At 27.9% G+C, this 19,113-nt stretch carries 15 protein-coding genes; 2 read left to right on the top strand and 13 right to left on the bottom strand.

Going from position 1 to position 19,113, the window contains the following annotated elements; all coding sequences use genetic code 4:
* Positions 1-9: 9 nt before the first annotated feature.
* A complete protein-coding gene (locus SHELI_RS05370; protein ID WP_069117381.1) occupies positions 10-777 on the bottom strand; it encodes a hypothetical protein in 768 nt (255 codons plus the stop codon).
* A 172-nt stretch (positions 778-949) separates the two neighbouring features.
* Here SHELI_RS05370 and SHELI_RS05960 point away from each other — a divergent pair, with 172 nt between their 5' ends.
* Positions 950-2,092: an IS3 family transposase gene (locus SHELI_RS05960; protein ID WP_084449221.1), complete on the top strand. Its 1,143-nt coding sequence runs from the start codon at positions 950-952 to the stop codon at positions 2,090-2,092.
* Between the two features lie 25 nt (positions 2,093-2,117).
* On the opposite strand, the gene SHELI_RS05380 is transcribed toward SHELI_RS05960, so the two are convergent.
* Positions 2,118-3,386: a lipoprotein gene (locus tag SHELI_RS05380; RefSeq protein ID WP_069117383.1), complete on the bottom strand. Its 1,269-nt coding sequence runs from the start codon at positions 3,384-3,386 to the stop codon at positions 2,118-2,120.
* A 196-nt stretch (positions 3,387-3,582) separates the two neighbouring features.
* On the opposite strand from SHELI_RS05380, the gene SHELI_RS05965 reads away from it, so the two are divergent.
* A complete protein-coding gene (locus tag SHELI_RS05965; protein ID WP_084449221.1) occupies positions 3,583-4,725 on the top strand; it encodes an IS3 family transposase in 1,143 nt (380 codons plus the stop codon).
* A 51-nt stretch (positions 4,726-4,776) separates the two neighbouring features.
* Here the strand turns inward: SHELI_RS05965 and SHELI_RS05390 are convergent, their stop codons facing one another.
* From SHELI_RS05390 to lpdA, 11 genes are all read right to left on the bottom strand, one after another.
* The gene (locus SHELI_RS05390) at positions 4,777-5,799 is read right to left on the bottom strand and encodes a lipoprotein (protein ID WP_069117385.1); all 1,023 of its coding nucleotides are present in this window, start codon (positions 5,797-5,799) and stop codon (positions 4,777-4,779) included.
* A gap of 75 nt (positions 5,800-5,874) precedes the next feature.
* Positions 5,875-6,855 (bottom strand): lipoprotein, encoded by a 981-nt coding sequence (locus tag SHELI_RS05395; protein WP_069117387.1) that lies wholly within the window; start codon positions 6,853-6,855, stop codon positions 5,875-5,877.
* A 323-nt stretch (positions 6,856-7,178) separates the two neighbouring features.
* Positions 7,179-8,477: a phosphatase PAP2 family protein gene (locus SHELI_RS05400; protein ID WP_069117389.1), complete on the bottom strand. Its 1,299-nt coding sequence runs from the start codon at positions 8,475-8,477 to the stop codon at positions 7,179-7,181.
* 23 nt (positions 8,478-8,500) lie between these two features.
* Positions 8,501-9,841, bottom strand: a complete 1,341-nt coding sequence (locus tag SHELI_RS05405; RefSeq protein ID WP_069117391.1) for a phosphatase PAP2 family protein — start codon at positions 9,839-9,841, stop codon at positions 8,501-8,503.
* Positions 9,842-9,996: 155 nt separating this feature from the next.
* Positions 9,997-12,675: an alanine--tRNA ligase gene (alaS, locus tag SHELI_RS05410; protein ID WP_069117393.1), complete on the bottom strand. Its 2,679-nt coding sequence runs from the start codon at positions 12,673-12,675 to the stop codon at positions 9,997-9,999.
* A gap of 118 nt (positions 12,676-12,793) precedes the next feature.
* Positions 12,794-13,135 carry a hypothetical protein gene (locus tag SHELI_RS05415; RefSeq protein ID WP_157087600.1) on the bottom strand — a complete coding sequence of 114 codons (342 nt, stop codon included), beginning with the start codon at positions 13,133-13,135 and terminating at the stop codon, positions 12,794-12,796.
* 54 nt (positions 13,136-13,189) lie between these two features.
* A complete protein-coding gene (locus SHELI_RS05420; protein ID WP_069117397.1) occupies positions 13,190-13,945 on the bottom strand; it encodes a hypothetical protein in 756 nt (251 codons plus the stop codon).
* A gap of 120 nt (positions 13,946-14,065) precedes the next feature.
* Positions 14,066-14,806: a hypothetical protein gene (locus SHELI_RS05425; protein WP_069117399.1), complete on the bottom strand. Its 741-nt coding sequence runs from the start codon at positions 14,804-14,806 to the stop codon at positions 14,066-14,068.
* 3 nt (positions 14,807-14,809) lie between these two features.
* Positions 14,810-15,130 carry a hypothetical protein gene (locus SHELI_RS05430; RefSeq protein WP_069117401.1) on the bottom strand — a complete coding sequence of 107 codons (321 nt, stop codon included), beginning with the start codon at positions 15,128-15,130 and terminating at the stop codon, positions 14,810-14,812.
* 106 nt (positions 15,131-15,236) lie between these two features.
* Entirely contained in the window at positions 15,237-16,907 is a 1,671-nt protein-coding gene (locus SHELI_RS05435; RefSeq protein WP_069117406.1) for a dicarboxylate/amino acid:cation symporter, read from the bottom strand.
* A 295-nt stretch (positions 16,908-17,202) separates the two neighbouring features.
* The gene (gene lpdA / locus SHELI_RS05440) at positions 17,203-19,095 is read right to left on the bottom strand and encodes a dihydrolipoyl dehydrogenase (RefSeq protein WP_069117408.1); all 1,893 of its coding nucleotides are present in this window, start codon (positions 19,093-19,095) and stop codon (positions 17,203-17,205) included.
* Positions 19,096-19,113: the final 18 nt, after the last annotated feature.

Here is a 19,113-nt window from a genome sequence, read left to right on the forward strand (position 1 = left end):
TTCTTCTCCCTACTCTACAACTGAAATTGCTGAAATATAACTTTTATTTTTGTAATCAGCTAACTCAATTTGAAATTTTATAGATTTATCATTGTATTTAAGCTCATAAATAAATTTAGTATCCGATTCTACTGTGTAATTTATGTCCAGCATGTTACCTACAGTTTGATATGTTTTTTTAAGGTTATCTAAATTTCTTGTCATTTCATTTATGTAGTCTTGAATCAGATTGAACACACCTAATAACATAGCTCTATTATCTTTTAGCATTTTTTCTAAAAAATACATTGGAGAGTCTTGGATTGTTGTTCCATTATCATTTAAACCTAGTCCGTGCAATGGTTTTGAAGATTTTCATGCTGTTGCTAAATTGTATTTTTCACTTTTGTATAAAGCCTTGCATACATTTGCAAAAGAAGTAAAGTCAAAAGGTTTAACATCAGCACCGCTTAAACTTTCATTAAAATCATTTACAATGTCTTTGATTGATTTTGACATCAAATATGATTGCAAGTAAGAATCGCTTGGGTTATCGAATTTTCCTGAAGCATTGGCTTTAGTTTCTGAACCCCCTCCAAATGCACTAAACATATTGATTAAACCGCTAAGTGGCTCTGTAAGTATTTTTTTAATACTTATACCAGCTAATCCACTTTCATCGTATCATAAATATTTTATTCAATCCGAAGTAAACTTATCTCACTCACCAGCTCCATCAATTTTCTTGATTATTGGTCTTAAAAACTCTGGAAGACTATCAGCAAAAGAAGGTAGCAAACTTAAAACTTTCTCAAAACTAAGTGTAAGAATTGCTACCGTTATACTTCCACCACTACTATAGCCTATCCCTAAATTTATAAGTGACTTAATTGTATTGGCAATAAATAAATCAGCTCCAGCTAAACTGGGAAAAATAAATTCTACACTAGAAAGAGGTGTAGAATTTTTTATGTCAAAAAACCTAACTGTAGAAGAATGAATGAAAATAATTCAAATATATAAAAAACAAGGAATTCAAATTGCAGAACAAGAATATCGTATAATTAAAGCAAAACAGATTAAATTTTCACAATTTATTAAAAAAAGAATAAAACAAAAAACTTATTTAGTAGATAATTATGGTATGAAAAGTTTAAATAGAAAAAAAGGCTCTGGAAGATACAAAAAAAGAGATGATTCTGATATTCCAGGAATAATTAGTGATCTAACTGAAGAGCAAAAAAGAGAAATAATTGAAGATTGAATAAAAAGTCAGAGAGATAAAAAGGAAAGAAATGCGATTAGCAAAATAAAATCTCTAAACATAAGTATGAAAGCAAGAATTATATCAATGCATAGAACAACATTTTACAAAAAACCAAAAGTTAGAAGATATAAATACAATAATTTAAAAAACACAGTTGAAGAAATATTAAAGGAGTCCAAGTTTATATATGGTAGCAGAAAAATAAGTGTTTTATTAAAAGAAAAACATATGTCAATCAACGATAGAACTTTAAGGCACTATCTAAAAAGATGAGGTTTTATAATTAAAACCCGAATTAAAAAAAGACAAGCAGAATCAAAAAATATTAATACTAAATTTAAGGATTTAGTGAAGCGCAATTATAATCCTACTATAGACAATATAATTGCTACTGATGTTTCTTACATTCCGGGTTTGGTAGAAGGAAATAATTACTATTTATCTGCAGCTATTAGTCATAAAACTAAAAAAATTGAATCATGATGTTTATCAAAAAACAACAACTCGCAATTAGTTATAGATACTTTAAATAAAATTAATAAATCAAATTTTATATTACATTCAGATCATGGCTCTCAATACTCTAGTAATGAAGTTATAGAATTGGTAAAACAAATGAATTGTCAAACTTCAATGAGCAGAGTTGGCAATTCCTTAGATAATAGAGAAATAGAGTATTTTTTTAGTTGTTTAAAAGGTGAGTATCTAAATCACATTAATACAAACAAAATGAATATTGATGAAATTTATAATCATATAGATTGATATATAGATTGATATAATAATAAAAGAATACAAAAAATTTTGAATTGAAAAACGCCAGCTACTGCCGGCGCTATTATTTAAAACTGTAGAATTTGTTTTTCCCAGTTTAAGCAGCATTCATTTTTTCACTTCCGACAACTTCTATAATAAGGTCTCCTAAAATTCTTCCATATATTTCTTTTTCATTTTCATAAGTTTTACCATTAGTACCACCAATTGAAACTTCATCATCACCTTTGTAGTTAAGAGTATCATGAGTACTAAATAAAATATTTACAACATTCTTAAAAATTAACAATCCTTGACCATCTTTATCATCTGTCATTTTTTTCAAAATTCCAATTAATTTTTTAATATCTAGCGAATTAAGTTTTTCATTGTTAATTTTTAAAATCGCACCCTGTTTAACTCTTAAAACATCATCAACAGTTAATTGTGTTTCTGTAACTGCATTTTCATCAAAACTATCAAGATATAATAGTAATACTCTTACAAATTTTACTATTCCTCCAATATATTTAACAGCACTCATATCAAATGAAAAACTAATGCTTCCATCGATTAAACCCTTAAGATTTTTAGCTATGCTTTTTGAAGCAGATGTAAAATCTTTGATGTCTTCACTTGATTTTTTTGCTAATCCACTAATAGATTTTGCAAGTGCAATAATACTATTTTGAATTGCATCAACATATGTTGTTTCTTGATCTGTGAAAGATAGTGCACTTTCAAGTTCTTTTAAAACTGCATTATCATCAGCGGTTAATGAATCAACAATTGGATCAATAGTTTGTTTAAAACTTCCTATTAATGATTCAAATGATAACAAAGTTTTTAATAAATCAGCTATTCCACTTCCATCAATATTTACGAAACTTTTAGCGATTATTGGTAATATTGTATTGATTGTTCCAACGAAACTTGGAATTGCATTTTGAGAATCGATAACTCCACCTTTATAAATTGAGTCGTCGATATTTGTATTGTCATGTATTAATTTACTATCAAAGTATTGATCAAATGCTTCACTATATTTACTATCACTATATGCTTTATAATCATTACTGATACCTTGTGAAAAATTTAAATCATTTATATTTTGTTTTTGAATTCAACTAAAATATTCACTTGGACTATAATGAAGGTCTTTTATTCCATTAGAAACGTCTAAACCAATATCACTTAATGAAAATTGATTAGCATAAAGTGTTTTAACATATTGTGTTAAAGCCTCTGCCTTGGGGTTTTGAGCTACTGCTTCATTTTTAGTATCCTCATATACAACTGGGTTTGCCTCTTTTTTACAAGCAATTGCAACTGAGCCACTTGACGCAACTAAGCTCATAGCTCCTAAAAAACTTAATAATTTTTTCATACTTTCTCCTTTTAATATATTATTTATTATAAGTAAATAAGTGTTTTAGAGCAAATTGTATCTGTTTAAAAGATTCCCATTATAAAGTACTATTTTAAAGAAATTAAAAATAAAATTTATTTAACAAAAATAAAAAAACTTTTAATATAAACTGGGAAAAATAAATTCTACACTAGAAAGAGGTGTAGAATTTTTTATGTCAAAAAACCTAACTGTAGAAGAATGAATGAAAATAATTCAAATATATAAAAAACAAGGAATTCAAATTGCAGAACAAGAATATCGTATAATTAAAGCAAAACAGATTAAATTTTCACAATTTATTAAAAAAAGAATAAAACAAAAAACTTATTTAGTAGATAATTATGGTATGAAAAGTTTAAATAGAAAAAAAGGCTCTGGAAGATACAAAAAAAGAGATGATTCTGATATTCCAGGAATAATTAGTGATCTAACTGAAGAGCAAAAAAGAGAAATAATTGAAGATTGAATAAAAAGTCAGAGAGATAAAAAGGAAAGAAATGCGATTAGCAAAATAAAATCTCTAAACATAAGTATGAAAGCAAGAATTATATCAATGCATAGAACAACATTTTACAAAAAACCAAAAGTTAGAAGATATAAATACAATAATTTAAAAAACACAGTTGAAGAAATATTAAAGGAGTCCAAGTTTATATATGGTAGCAGAAAAATAAGTGTTTTATTAAAAGAAAAACATATGTCAATCAACGATAGAACTTTAAGGCACTATCTAAAAAGATGAGGTTTTATAATTAAAACCCGAATTAAAAAAAGACAAGCAGAATCAAAAAATATTAATACTAAATTTAAGGATTTAGTGAAGCGCAATTATAATCCTACTATAGACAATATAATTGCTACTGATGTTTCTTACATTCCGGGTTTGGTAGAAGGAAATAATTACTATTTATCTGCAGCTATTAGTCATAAAACTAAAAAAATTGAATCATGATGTTTATCAAAAAACAACAACTCGCAATTAGTTATAGATACTTTAAATAAAATTAATAAATCAAATTTTATATTACATTCAGATCATGGCTCTCAATACTCTAGTAATGAAGTTATAGAATTGGTAAAACAAATGAATTGTCAAACTTCAATGAGCAGAGTTGGCAATTCCTTAGATAATAGAGAAATAGAGTATTTTTTTAGTTGTTTAAAAGGTGAGTATCTAAATCACATTAATACAAACAAAATGAATATTGATGAAATTTATAATCATATAGATTGATATATAGATTGATATAATAATAAAAGAATACAAAAAATTTTGAATTGAAAAACGCCAGCTACTGCCGGCGCTATTATTTAAAACTGTAGAATTTGTTTTTCCCAGTTTAATATTTAAAAGTTTTTTTATAAATTATTTAGTTTTTTGTGTAAAAGTTACCTCAATAGCTTCTTTTGTGTAATAATCACCATTTAAAGATGTTGAAATTATTGCTTTGTTTTTTGTCAAATCAAATGAATCAACACTAAAATGATCATTTATTGATAAACCACTTCCATCTTTTGGGTGTGCTTCATCATTACTTTTTGTGTAACTATTTTTTGCTATAAATTGTTTTATTATCGCATCTTTTTTGGCCTTATCGTCGCTTGCGTTAGTAAGATCTACTTCATCAATGTTTTTTTGAACATTCGTACTTATTATATTTTGTTGATAAATATTTATGATAAGTTCTCCAACTAAATAATATCCTTCTATATCATATTCGTGACCTTCTTTTATAGTTGCAACTAAACTTTTAACTTCAGTTTTTCCGTCCATATCAGTTGAAACAGAACTTCCCTTACCTTCTAATTGATCCTTATAATCAACATTTACAATATCCATTATTTGTTCAGCTGTTAAAGGTAGGAAAGCTGCATTAGGGGTATTTAAAACTCCTTCTATGAAATCTTTTACAGATTCTAATATTTCACTGCGTGTTTTTATACTTTTTGTCATAACATAACCTAAGTTAAGTTGGTTAGGTCTGAAGCCTTGTCCTGTACTATCTCCATCAATGACGCTTCTTATTAAACTCAATGGTATTTGTGTTGCACTTGAAGGTGTTTTTTTATACTCAAATGCCAACTTTACTGAACCAGTAAATTTTTCTGAACTGTCTTTTGCCTTTATTGTTGCTTCAGATGCGGTGGGTTTTCCATCAAATGTTATATCTGCAGTTTTCAAACCATAATCTTTATTTTTTGAATTAATTGTTGAAACTATTAGTGCCAAACTTGGTAAATCAGAGTTACCATTTATTTTACCTAAATCTTTAACCTCCAAATTACCTAAATCTTTTTTTGTGTCTTGATTCTTGTTACAAGCAACTGCAACACTACCACTAGTAGCGACTAGTCCTGTTGCTGCTAATAAACTTAATAATTTTTTCATATTATTCTCCTTTTTTCTTTTTTTATTATAAACCTTTATTTAAATAAAAAGTTTAACATTATTTTATATTGTTGATTAAATAGATACCATTACACCATTTGTACCTTTACTAAATAATATAGTTGCTGTTCCTTTTAAAAGTTTACTACTTTCACTAGCAACTATTTTCACAGATCAAATATTAGCATCATGGTGTAAATCTATTTGAACAATATAATCATTTTTATTCTCACCATTGAATGTACTTTCTGTTGCATCTTTGGATAGTTCTTTAACTTTTTCGTTGATATTATCTTTTATAGAGTTATATAATTTTACTTGCTCATTTTTATCATTTTCAGAGCCTTTTTCATTTGTTAAATCTGGTACTTCATTTCCTTTAATAGTTTCACCAAATTCAACATCTTCTAAATTCATTAAGTCTTTTCTTTTTTCTCCTAATGCATCTCATCAAAAGTTTCAATTTAGACCACTTATTTTTGTATTATTATACATTACTCTAACCTTAGCTTTACCTTTTATAGTTTGAGTGGCGGCTTGATCTATTTCACATTTATAGTCGTCTTTTGTAGTATCCACATTTAAGTATTTTTTAACTTTTGCAGCAACTGCAATTCTTACTTGTTCTTCACTATTATTTTCATTAGTTCCCAAGTTAACTGCATTGAAATAAAGTCTTTCTAAGGTTGTTTTGGTTTCAATGTCCGCTACAGCTGAAAAAGTGACTCCTCCAGATAATTTTTCTGATCCTTCGATTGCATCAACTCTGATTCTTGATGGTCCACTTCCACCTGAACCAACAAAATCTGAAAAAGTGAAATCTACCCCTTCTTGAACATCAGTTCCGAAAACTTCTTGTATTTTAGCTATAACTGCATCCTGTACAATTGGTCCACTTCCAGTATTTACACTAACTTTTGCATCCTTTTGTACTAATTCTATATCCCCGTGTTTTAATATTTGTACTGGTGGTTTATAGCTGTCACAAGCTATAACACCAACACTACTTGTAGCAACTAATCCAGTTGCTGCTAATAAACTTAATAATTTTTTCATTTTATTAATTCCCTTCATTAAGCATAAAGCTCATTTCAATTATACTTTTTATATCTAAAAAAGTCTACCCAACAAAATTTGACACCTAAAATAAATTTATAAAATAAAAAAAATATTAAATATCATTTTTTAATAATTTTTATTTTTAAAGTGTTATAATTTTAATGTGATAGAGATATCACACTTGTAAAAGGTTTTTTACCACATAATAGCTTTCCATTTCAATCCGACAATGAATGGTTAGCAAAAAAAACAGATGACTCCTATTGGTCTGTTTTTTTTATTTTCAGATAAAAAATCTCAAGTTTATAACTTGAGATTTTTTATACTTTGTTTATTTTATATTGACTTAGTTTTTTTTCAATTTTTTGATCTTTATTTTTACCATATCTAAACGAACAAATCTTTATATCATAGTTTTTACATTTAACATATAAATCAAAGCTTTTTTTGTTTTCTACAACATAACCATTAACTGGCATATCTCTTTTTGCTTTATATCTATTAATAAGGTATCTAACATTTTTGTTTCCAAAGTAATTAACCATTGGAATAAATAAAACAGCTACAACATTTGAAAATTCTAGATCACTTAATCAATGTGTTCTTCCAACCATTAATGATGTTTTCATTGAAAATAAAACTATAATTAATCAAAAATAAATAAATCCTAGTTTTTTATTAGTTAATTTTCTATTTTTACTTGGTCCAACAAATAAAAACATTATACTCATTACACAAAATGTTGACATAACATGACCTGATGGAAAATCCCTATTTCAATAACCATCATTATCTACTTTGACAGAGTTAAAGTCTAATCAATACTTTATGTTATCTAGAAAATGATTAATTTCTCATCATTCCCTATATGTTGCATTTGTTTTACCATCAGGACCAGTACCCCAATATCTTTCTTTGGGATTATAAGTTCAACCTTTTTTTTCTGCTTCTTTTAACATATCTTCAAATACATTACTGTATAAGAAAGGTCTTCCAAATATTGTTTTTAAAGCTCCAATAACCAAATATAAAAAGACAATGTATGATAGACCTTTAATAGCATCCATTCAATACTCATTATCTAAAATGTCTTCTCTTTTCGAAAACTTAAATCGTAAATATCATGAACCTGTTAGCATTACTGCAAGTTCAATCAATTTAACAATGGCAACAATACCTACTCTTCAATATGAGCTTTCAAAAGTTTGAAAATCATTACCCGGTCCAAAACCTGTATCTTCAGTTGCTTTTGAATATAAAGTAAAAGCAGTTACAACCACTCATAAGAAAATACCTATTGCATAATAAATATTTACAACTCACTCATGGTTTCTAAAAAAATCTTTTTTTCCGTACTTAAATTTGAAATAAACATAAGATTCTCAGATCACTCCAATTAATATAAATGCAAGACACATGAATTGAAAGTTACCAAATTCATCCATAAAAACTACTCATAGTTTTACAGGAAAATAATCCATACCTTTGGCAAATCATGTATGTATATCTCAGTCATAAAAACTAGATACTATAAATAAAATTGTTGAAATACCAATCATTACAATTCCAGGAATTACTAAAAATTTGAATTCTCTAGATTTTTTGCCCATTTTAAACATTTCTAAAACACCTATTATCTATTCTAATTTGTATGATCTCCTAAAGCTTGTTCAAGAGTATCTTTTTTAAGCATAACATTTATTTTATAGAATTTCATTACTTTATTTATTTGCTCTGTTGGGTCTTTTGTATATAAATATTTACCTACTTTCAAATGATATAAACCATTATAAGTATAGATAGTAAATGATCTTTTAGAGATGTGAGCTCATCCCATAACTTTTTCAAATTTATTTTTAGTTTTAAAGTGATTGATAAAGTATCTTAGCATTCTGTTCATCACCATTGAACTAAATGGAAACATAAAAATACCAAAAAATGTTGAAAACTCTACATCAGTTCATCAATGAGAACGGTATACAACAAGTGCAAATTTCATTGAAGTTAAAACTACAAATATTCAAATATATATAAATGCAATTTTTCTTTTATTTAGCTTTCTTTCTTTATTTGGATTTATAAATAAATACATTACAGTTAGAACACAAAAAGTTGATGTTGTATGTCCAGAAGGAAAATCGACATTTCATCAAGCATTTGTTTGAGTTTTTTCTACATCTCCTTTAAATCAATTCTCTAGGTTATTCAAAAAATCATTAGGCTCTCATCAATTTTTATATTCAACATTATCAACACCAAATTGACCTCCACCTCAGGTTAATACATCGGGGTTGTATGTTCATCCTTTAGCTGCAACTTCAGTGTTTAGTATTTCATTAAATATTGTTGAATAATAGTATGGTCTTCCAAAAGAGTTTTTCATCAAAATTACAATAATGTATGATGCACTTATGTAAAATATTCCTTTTAAAGAATCAACTCAATATTCTTGAACAAAAATGTCTTCTCTTTTTGAAAATTTAAATCTTAAATAGTAAGTTATAGCAATTAAAGCAATCAATTCAAATATTTTTACCAGTATTATTGCATATATCTTGTACTCATTGCTATCGACTATTAAAGCGTCATTTCCCACACCAAATCCTTGATCAGAATTTATAGCATCATCCAATCAAATAAATGTTGTTGCAACATACAAAGTAAATGCAGCTAAATAATATAAGTTTACAACTCATTCATTGTTTCTAAAAAAGTCTTTTTTTCAGTATTTTTGAAAATATACAAATGATGTTTCTCAAATAACTCCTAAAAATAAAATTAAAACGGGTAAAAATTGAAAAACGCCTCACATATCCATAAACAAAACTCATGCTTTTGCAGCTTTATATTGTATAGCTTGGGCCAAAAATACTTGTATATCTCAATCATAAGCAGAAGCTGCACAAAAAATAGTCAAAGAGAGTACAAAAAAAATTGCACCTGGTATGTACAAAAAATTCATCTCTCTTGATTTAGTTTTCATATTCTTTCACTCTCTTTTTTTAAAATATATATAATTTAATTCATTACATTCCAAATTAATTATATCAACTGACAAGTGTTATCTATTAATTATTTTTTATTGCTTTTTATAGTTTTTTGGTAAATATTTCTAAATAAAAAACTGCCTAAGCAGTTTTAAACTATTTTACCTTGAGCAAACTTAGTGTTTCCTCCACCTTGCAAATTGTAATCCTTAGTATTTCTGAAAATATCAATTGCACTATATTTTTTTTCATCAACTTTATCGCCAATACTAATCATATAAATTTTTAGTTCAGTATTAACCATTTTTAAAACTAAATTTTTATATTGATTGTGTAATTTATCAGAAAGAGCTTTCATTTCTTTCATATCTAAATCATTTGCTTGCACTAATAATTCACAAGCTCCATCTATTTCAACTGGTTTTAAATTATCATATGCAGCTATTTTTTTACCTATTAATATATCATCAACAGTTTTTTGATAAACCTTGAACATACCTTTAACTTCAGCTACTTTTCTTTTTATAACTGCTGCATTTTTTTTATTCATTTCTAAAGAGTTAATCTCTGAAATAAGATTTTCAATTTCTTTATTTTCAACGATAGTTTTATATTGTTCAAATTTTTCAACTGTTGGTTTCAGCTCTGCTTTTTGCTTAACAAATTGCTCATTGATACTTGCAGAAACTTCTTTGTGACTTGTCACCGCTATAAAACGATAAACACCACTACCTTTTGATTCAACATTTGTTACAAAAATATCTTCTAATTCTTTTGAGTTTGAAACATGTGTTCCCCCACATAACTCACATGAAAAGTTACCAAACTTAATTGCTCTAACTTGTTCTCCATATTTATCTGTGAACAAAGCCAAGGCTTTGTGGACATTAATGGCTTCATCATAACTACAAAATATTATTTCACAAGGAATTGATTCTTTGATTGCTCTTTCTGCAACTTTATGAATTTGGTCTATTTCTTCTTCAGTAGGAGGTCGATTAAATGTTATGTCTAATCTAAATCCTTTTTCGTCGTTATAACTACCGCATTGCAAAGCATCTTCTCCTAAAATTTCTCTTATTGAAGATTGAAGTAAGTGAGATCCTGAGTGGTTTTTTCTTGTATAGTATCTTTTTTCTGAATCAATTTTTGCTAAAACCTCATCCCCAACTTTTAAACTTCCATTAAGTTTAACCTTATGAATATTTTGTTTATTTGGTCCTGGTTGAGTATCAATAACATTATGGTGATTTCCTTGATTATCAATTAAAATCCCATGATCTGCTGCTTGACCACCTTTTTCGGCATAAAAAGGTGTTTTGTCTAAAGTTATAAATACGATTTCATCTTTTGCTTCTTTTATTTCTATTTCGTCAACAAACATAAAGTTGACTTTTGCTTTTATTTCTTCCAATTCATATCCTACAAACTCACTTTCAACGTTTAAGTCTGTTAAGATTTTTGATTGTTTATTTCACACTTTATCATCCTTTCTAGCACTTCTTGCTAGTTCTTTTGCTTCTTCTAAAAGCCTTTCATATTCATTTACATCTACTTCAACATTAATCTCATTAGCAATTTCACATGTTAATTCAATTGGAAAACCAAATGACTCAAATAAAAGTAAGGCATTTTTACCTGTTACTTTTTTTTCTTTTGCAATTATATTTTCTAAGTGTTCATAACCTTTAGAAAGAGTTTGTAAAAATCTTTTTTCTTCATTCTCAATAACTTCTTTTGCCGTTTTTGCTTTTTCTTTAATATATGGGTAAAACTCTGACATAGCCAAAATTACAGAATCAACTAATTTATATACAAAAGCTTCATTAATACCTAATTTTTTACCATATACACTACTTCTTCTTATTAATCTTCTGATTATATACCCTCTATCTTTATTACCAGGATATACACCATCACTTATTGCAAATGTGACAGCTCTAACATGATCGGCAATAACTTTAAAAGCTGTATTAATTTTGGTTTGTTCTTTATTTTCATTAAAATAGTTTTCGATTGAGTATTTAAATTTTTTGTCACATATTTTTTCCACTTCTTTTATCGTTGGTAAAAAAAGATCTGTTTCAAAGTTTGTAGGGGTATCTTGAAAAATAGAAACTAATCTTTCAAGTCCTGCACCTGTATCTATATTTTTTCTTGGTAGTTCCGTGTAATTATTTTGTCCATCATTATTAAATTGTGAAAAAACAATATTTCAAACTTCGATATAACGATCGTTTTCAATATCTTCAGCCAATAATCTTGATCCAATTTTTTGAGGATCTCACTTTTCACCTCTATCAAAAAATATTTCCGTGTTTGGACCACATGGACCTTGACCTACATCTCAAAAGTTTGTATCTCTCGAACCTTTAAAAATATGATCAGTGGCAATCCCAAGTTCTTTTGTTCAAATATCATATGCTTCATTATCTTCTTCAAAAACTGTTATGTATAATAAATCTTTATCCATATCATATCAATCTTTTGATGTTAAAAGTTCTCAAGCAAAATGTATTGCTTCTTTTTTAAAATAATCACCAATAGAAAAGTTACCTAACATTTCAAACATAGTTTGATGTCTAGCAGTTACTCCCACATTTTCAATATCATTTGTTCTAATTGATTTTTGTGAGTTCGTTAGTCTTGGTGAAGGAGGATTTAGTCTTCCATCAAAATATGGTTTTAAAGTTGCTACTCCCGAGTTTATTCAAAGTAAACTAGGATCATCAACAGGGACCAAACTAACTGGTTCTAAAAAATAATGATTTTTAGATTTAAAATAATCTAATCACATGCTTCTAATTTGATTTGAGCTAAGTTTTTTCATAATAATTCTCCTTGATATAAATTAACAACCTAATTTTAACATAGAATTAATTGCTAAAACCTTTAATAAAATTAGAATAAAAAAAATTGTCCATATTTTTATGAACAATTCGATTGTATTAGTGCAATAAGTAACTAACCAATGAACTAGAATTTGCTGCGGCATTTTTTTCTGCTCAAGCCACTATTAGGTTTACAACTGGTTCAGCCAATTTAGTACTAATAGGTGTTATGACAAATTTATGTAATATGAAGCTTGCTCCAGGAACTTTATCTATCAGAGCTTTTAATGTAGGTAATAAATCAAGAGCTTTATCTGCAAACCCTTCAATTAATCCCGATACTACATCCATTAATCAATCCTTACCGTTTGTCAAAACTAATTGTTGCACAAATAATTGCACTTTATAAATTCCTAGTGAAATGTTGTTTTTTTGCTTTTTGCATTCAACCTTCTTCATTATTTTTTGCATCCACTTCTTCTTGTGTTGAATCATCTTTTAATTTTTTAACATCTAATGCAATATCATCTGATTCTGTTGATTTTTCACATCATCATATGTACCGTTATTATTTAAATCAACCATTAAGTTAAAATGTATTTTTCAACCAGTCAGTCCCTTATAATCTAAGTTCATTTCTGATATATAAGTATTGCTTGGAATTTTCATATCTAATGCAGTGTTCATTCAATCATTCAGTTTTTGTGCTAAAGCATCATATTCAGCTTTTTTATTTTTTGCGCTTTTTGTAGTTGTGTTATAAGCATCTTCTATGCTAACTCCACCAGTAATACCAGCACCAGCTGCTTTAAAAGCAGTTTGAAAATCATCCATAAATGATTTTGTTACATAGTAGTTATTAAATGCTTTTTGAAAGTTAGTTTCAATTTCATTTAAATCTTTTTTGCCTTGTTTAGCATCACTGCTAACTTCTGCTTTAGTTTGTCTTAAAGCGGCTAAAATATCTTTATTGTTTTCACTTGTAAAAATATCTTTATATTGTTTATTTGAAAATTTAACTTGACCTTTTATATCTTTTGGTAAAGTGAAGTTTACAACTAAATTTCCATTTTCTTTTGGTTCATGATCACCTTTAAAAGTATCATATACATCTTTTGCTGCTTCTAAAGCTTTTTTAGATGTTGAAAAGTCTCAATCCACAACTGTATCTTTTAAATCTTCTTTAGCGGCTTTGTTACATGCAACAACTCCAGCACCAGCAGATACAACTAATGAACTGGCACCTAATAATGCTAACATTTTCTTCATATTGTTTTTCTCCTTGTTTAAAATAACTAACACCATTTAGTGTTAGTAAACTTATATGTTATATTAATAATTTAATAAGTCAACATATAAGTGTAAAAAATAAAAAAATAAGTTTTATACTTATTTTTTAATCTTATATATTAATGAGTCTAATATCATAGTTTTTATGTCATATTTATCTTTATTTTTTATTCAACCCCTTAAGAAGCTAAACTGTAAATTTTTCACATTGAAACTATTTGCTTCCATTTTTCTTCAATCAACATATTTACTTAACAATTGTCTTATTCTACCACTTGATTTTTGTCATTGAATACTCAAATAGGTTTGTAATGCAATATACATTCTTAATGCATTTAAACCAATAGTGTCAAGTTCTGTATTAAAAACATATAAAGTAGCAAAATATAGTCTTTTCATAGTTACAAAATAGCTTTTTACATCTTCTACAGAAAATGAAGGTCTAAAATTTCTATATATATCTTCAATATCTACTTTTTTAGTTTCTATCTCTATATATTTTTGTAAATCATCCATATTATAATTTGGGTTTTCTGTTGTATATTCACCTGTAATTTTTTCAAAAATACTAATAATATGGTTAATTATTTTTTGATCTTTTTTGATACTCCCACTAGTTTTTCTAATATTTTTTTTCAATATAATTAAATTTTCATCTTTTAATTTGTCAATATCGATTCATTTTATTAGTTTAAATAGGTTATCTACAAAAAAATCTTTATGTGGGTTATATTTACTAACATCACTATTTTCAACATAACTTAATAATCTATCTTCACTTTTTTTATAATCTTCAAGTAATTTATTTGAAAATCAATTAACTAAGTCTTCTCTTTTCATATATTAGGTACCCTTTTTTATTTCTATTTTATCATTTGGTCTGTTAAGATTTTGTCATCTTGTGATAAGTTGAACTTTTTGTTGTTCGTCATAACTAAATGTTGGATCTTGTGGCTTAACATCCTTTTCATCCAAGTCAGCCAAAATTTTATTTGCTTTATTGTAAATTTCTTCATTTCTCGCACTTTCTCTTGCTTTATTTGCAATTCTGCTTGGTAATCCAAGTGCTATAGCTCATGAACAAGAAATAATACATAGAGCAGGTAATAAAGATATGATTAAGTTAAATGCAAATTGCTCTCAATTTCAATAAAAATCTCCCATTTTTTCACCTCTATTATATTTATAATATATTAATTTTATAAGAATTTTATAAAATTTCAACAAAATAAGTGTTAGAAAAACCAGGTTTATTAATCCTGGTTTTGATTTAAGACTTACTGCCTTTTATTGATTTTAATTCGCTTCTATATTTTGTTTTAATATCTTTTGTTAAAGCTACATACTCTGCTTTTTGTTTTTTTGGTACAGTTGTTGAATTTTCTGGTATAAATTTAACTTTTAATTTATCTAACTCTTCATATCTTTGATCTTTTAGTGTTTTTATACTGTTAATTTTAGCTTGGTGCATTCTTGCTTTTTTACTTAGTATTTCAGTTTCTGGACTTATCATACCCTCACTAAAGGCAACTATTGTACTTACAACCATAGCTGCTAAAATATTTGTTGCAGTTCTTCCAATATCAAAAATATCTTCTAGAACAAGCATTATTTGAAATGCTGCATTTTTAAAACTTGGGACACCAAGTGAGTTTAGCAAACTTGTTATAACTAAAGTTGATGTTCCTGGTGTTCCTGGAATACCAAATGAAATAATCATAGTCATAATTAATCCTAAAAGTAAGAATAATACGATTCCTTGATCATGAATAGCACCAGAGTCTGAACCTGTTCATAGCAGTGACATTATTAATCCACCTTCTGCACCAGCCCCTCCAATCATACCCATAGTTGTTGATAAAGGAATAATTGTTGAAACACATGTTTCATCAACTTTCATTTCATCTACTAGAGATTTCATTGTAAAAGGTAATGTAGCACTAGATGATTGAGTAACCAATCCTTGGTATGGTGGTCTTCAACCTTGTTTTCATCAAGTGTGTGGTTTGATTCTTGTAATCGCTAAAACTGCTGTTAAATAAATTGCACAGATAAATAAACTTACATATGCTGCTGCTAGAACTTTTGCAACAGCTGTTAATGCAGTTAATGATTGTGTAATCATTAAGTTTGTAACGATTGACATAATTGCTAATGGAATAATTTTAATAAATCCGTTTACAATTTTTAAAACTATTTCTCAGCTTGCTTCCATCAAGTTTGAAAAAGCTACAACTTTTTCTGGACTTTTTTTTGAAATAAATTTAACTGCTAATCCTACAATCAAGGCAAGTATTATAACAGGTATAACTGCTCCTCCAGCTAAACTTGCAAATACGTTTTTTGGTAAATAATCAACAATCATAGCTGGAATAGAACTAATTGCAACTTTATCGTCTCCATCACTTGAAGGTTCACTTGCTGCAATTTGATCTAAAACTTTAGACCCATCACTTGTAACTCCAACTTTTATTAAAATACCCATCACCGCTGCAATGATAAATGCAACTGCAACGTTGACCATCAGGAAAGCTACACCTTTAGCTGTAACTCTTCCCAATCTTCTAGAGCTTTTTTTAGTAACTGCTCTATATATTGATAAGAATATCAAAGGTATCATTAACAATGTAATTGTAATGATAAATATTTGTTTGAATAATACAGATCAGTTATCCAAATCAGCTATTCACTGATACTCTGATTTCCATGCTCCACCTTCTTTAAAGCTTTCTGGGAAACCAACAGATGCTTGAATAATTACTCCATAAACTAGACCTAGTACTAATCCTGAAAATAAATGTAAAAATTTGTTTTTAAATCTTTTTAATGCGAATCATAATCCTATTTGTAATGCAAAGAACACAACAATAGAAATGACCGACTTGTAACTGCTCATAGAGATAAAATACTCTAGAGTTTCTCACGTGCTTGTATAAATCATAATTTCCTTTCCTAGAAAAATAAAAAAAGAGCATATCAAATAGTTTAAGTTACTAAACTTATTTAATTTACTCTTTTATATTCATTCTTTTTTTTAATTATTTGTTTTTGCTAATTAATAAAGACAACATAAAAGAGCTAGTCTATTATTGTCGTCATTATTACTCAATAAGAATAGTTTACTCATAATTGTTGCCTCCATTAGATTTATAATAACATATCAACTATAAATGTAAATAGTTTTGATGTTATTTTATAAAAAACATAACTTTCAAGCAAAGTTATGTTGATTTTAATTAAAAGTTTATTGGTTTACCAAATTCAAGTGCTTCTGCGGCTTCACCGATGGCTTCACTTAAGGTTGGGTGAGGGTGAATTGCTTTAGCAAGTTCTGTAATTGTACCTTCTGATTCAATCAAAGTACCTATTTCTGAAATCATGTCAGTTGCAGTGTTTGAAATAATATGCGCACCTAAAACTTGTTTGTATTTTGGTTCACAAATTAATTTAACAAATCCAACAGTATTTCCATCAGCTAATGCTTTACCAATTGCTGCAAATGGGAATTTGTAGGCTTTATACTCAACACCCTCTTTTTTCAACTGATCTTCTGTTTTACCAATCATTGAAACTTCTGGGTGAGTATATATACAACTTGGAACTCTATCATAGTTCATAACCATATCTTCTGCTTCTGATTTTCCCAGTCTTCTTGCAATTCTATTTGCAGTTATTAAACCTTGATATGATGCAACATGGGCTAACATCATTCTTCCCGTAACATCCCCAATAGCATATACACCATCAAGGTTTGTTTCACAATATTCGTTAATAACAATGTGATTTCTTTCGTTAATATTTAAACCAATATTTTCAAAACCTGTTGTTACAGTTCTTCTACCAACTGATTGTAAACAATAATCAGCTTTAATAGTCTGAGTTTTACCATCTTTTTCATAGATAACTGCTCCATTTTTGAATTCCTTAGTTGATGCTTCTGTTATAATTTCAAGATTACCTCTGTTTAGCAATTCTTTTGTCATTTCTTTTGAAACGTCACTATCAAGCATTTCTAAAATGGTAGGTAGGAATTGTAAAATAGTAACTTTTGTTCCTAAACGTTTATAAACACAAGCAAACTCAACACCAATAACTCCTCCACCAATAATTACAATACTTTTTGGAATTTCTGGTAATGATAGTGCTCCTGTTGAATCTACTAATCAACCTTTTTTAATTGCTTCTTCTGCCCCTGGTAAATTCATGTGGTTTGGCACACTACCTGTTGCAATAATTAGATTATCACAAGTATATTTGTCTTTACCTACTTGAATTGTATTTTTATCAAGAGCAACAGCTTCACCTTTTACAATAGTTACTTTGTTCTTTTTAAGAAGTCCTTGTACTCCCATTGTAAGTTTTGAAACAACATCTTTTTTTCTATTTTGAATTAGTTCTCAATCAGCTTTTACACCTTTTAAATCAACTTTAATTCCATATTTCTCTGAATGTTTAGTAATTTGTTCATATAGATCTGCTGATTTTAAAAGTGTTTTTGTTGGTATACATCCAATATTAAGACAAACTCCACCAAAATTATCTTTTTCAACAATCATAGTTTTTAAACCTAATTGTGCACATTTGATTGCCCCAACATATCCACCAACTCCAGCTCCAACCATTATCACTTCAAAGTGTTTTTCAGGATCGCTTGGATTAAATTTTGGTGCAGGTTTTAATTCTTTTGAGTTTCCTGGAACAATACCCACTGGTTTTGGATCACTTAATGCTGCATTTACTTTATCTAAAACTGAGTCACCTTTTGGTGGAACTGCTCTTGCTCTTCCTCTTTGCAATAAGTCATTTGATACAGGTGTTGCACCAACAACTGATGCATTTTCTTCTGCTGGTTCTGCTGAAGCTGCTTTTACAGGTTCTTCTGGAGCATCTCCTTTACCATCATCGATTTCTACAACTACTTCTCCAACTTTAATTTCTTGTCCTGGAGTAATATTTAATTTTACGATTGTTCCATCAACTGGTGCATAAATTTCAGAACTAACTTTATCTGTTTCAACATTAAATAATGGGTCGTTTAATTTTACTTTGTCTCCAACCTTAACAAGAATATCTCCAACTGTACCTTCTGTTAAACCTTCTCCAATATCTGCAAATTTTACTTTAAACATATTTTATTTCTCCCATCT

The sequence above is a fragment of the Spiroplasma helicoides genome, assembly GCF_001715535.1.
In the GTDB taxonomy this organism is placed as follows: Bacteria; Bacillota_I; Bacilli_A; order Mycoplasmatales; family Mycoplasmataceae; genus Spiroplasma_A; species Spiroplasma_A helicoides.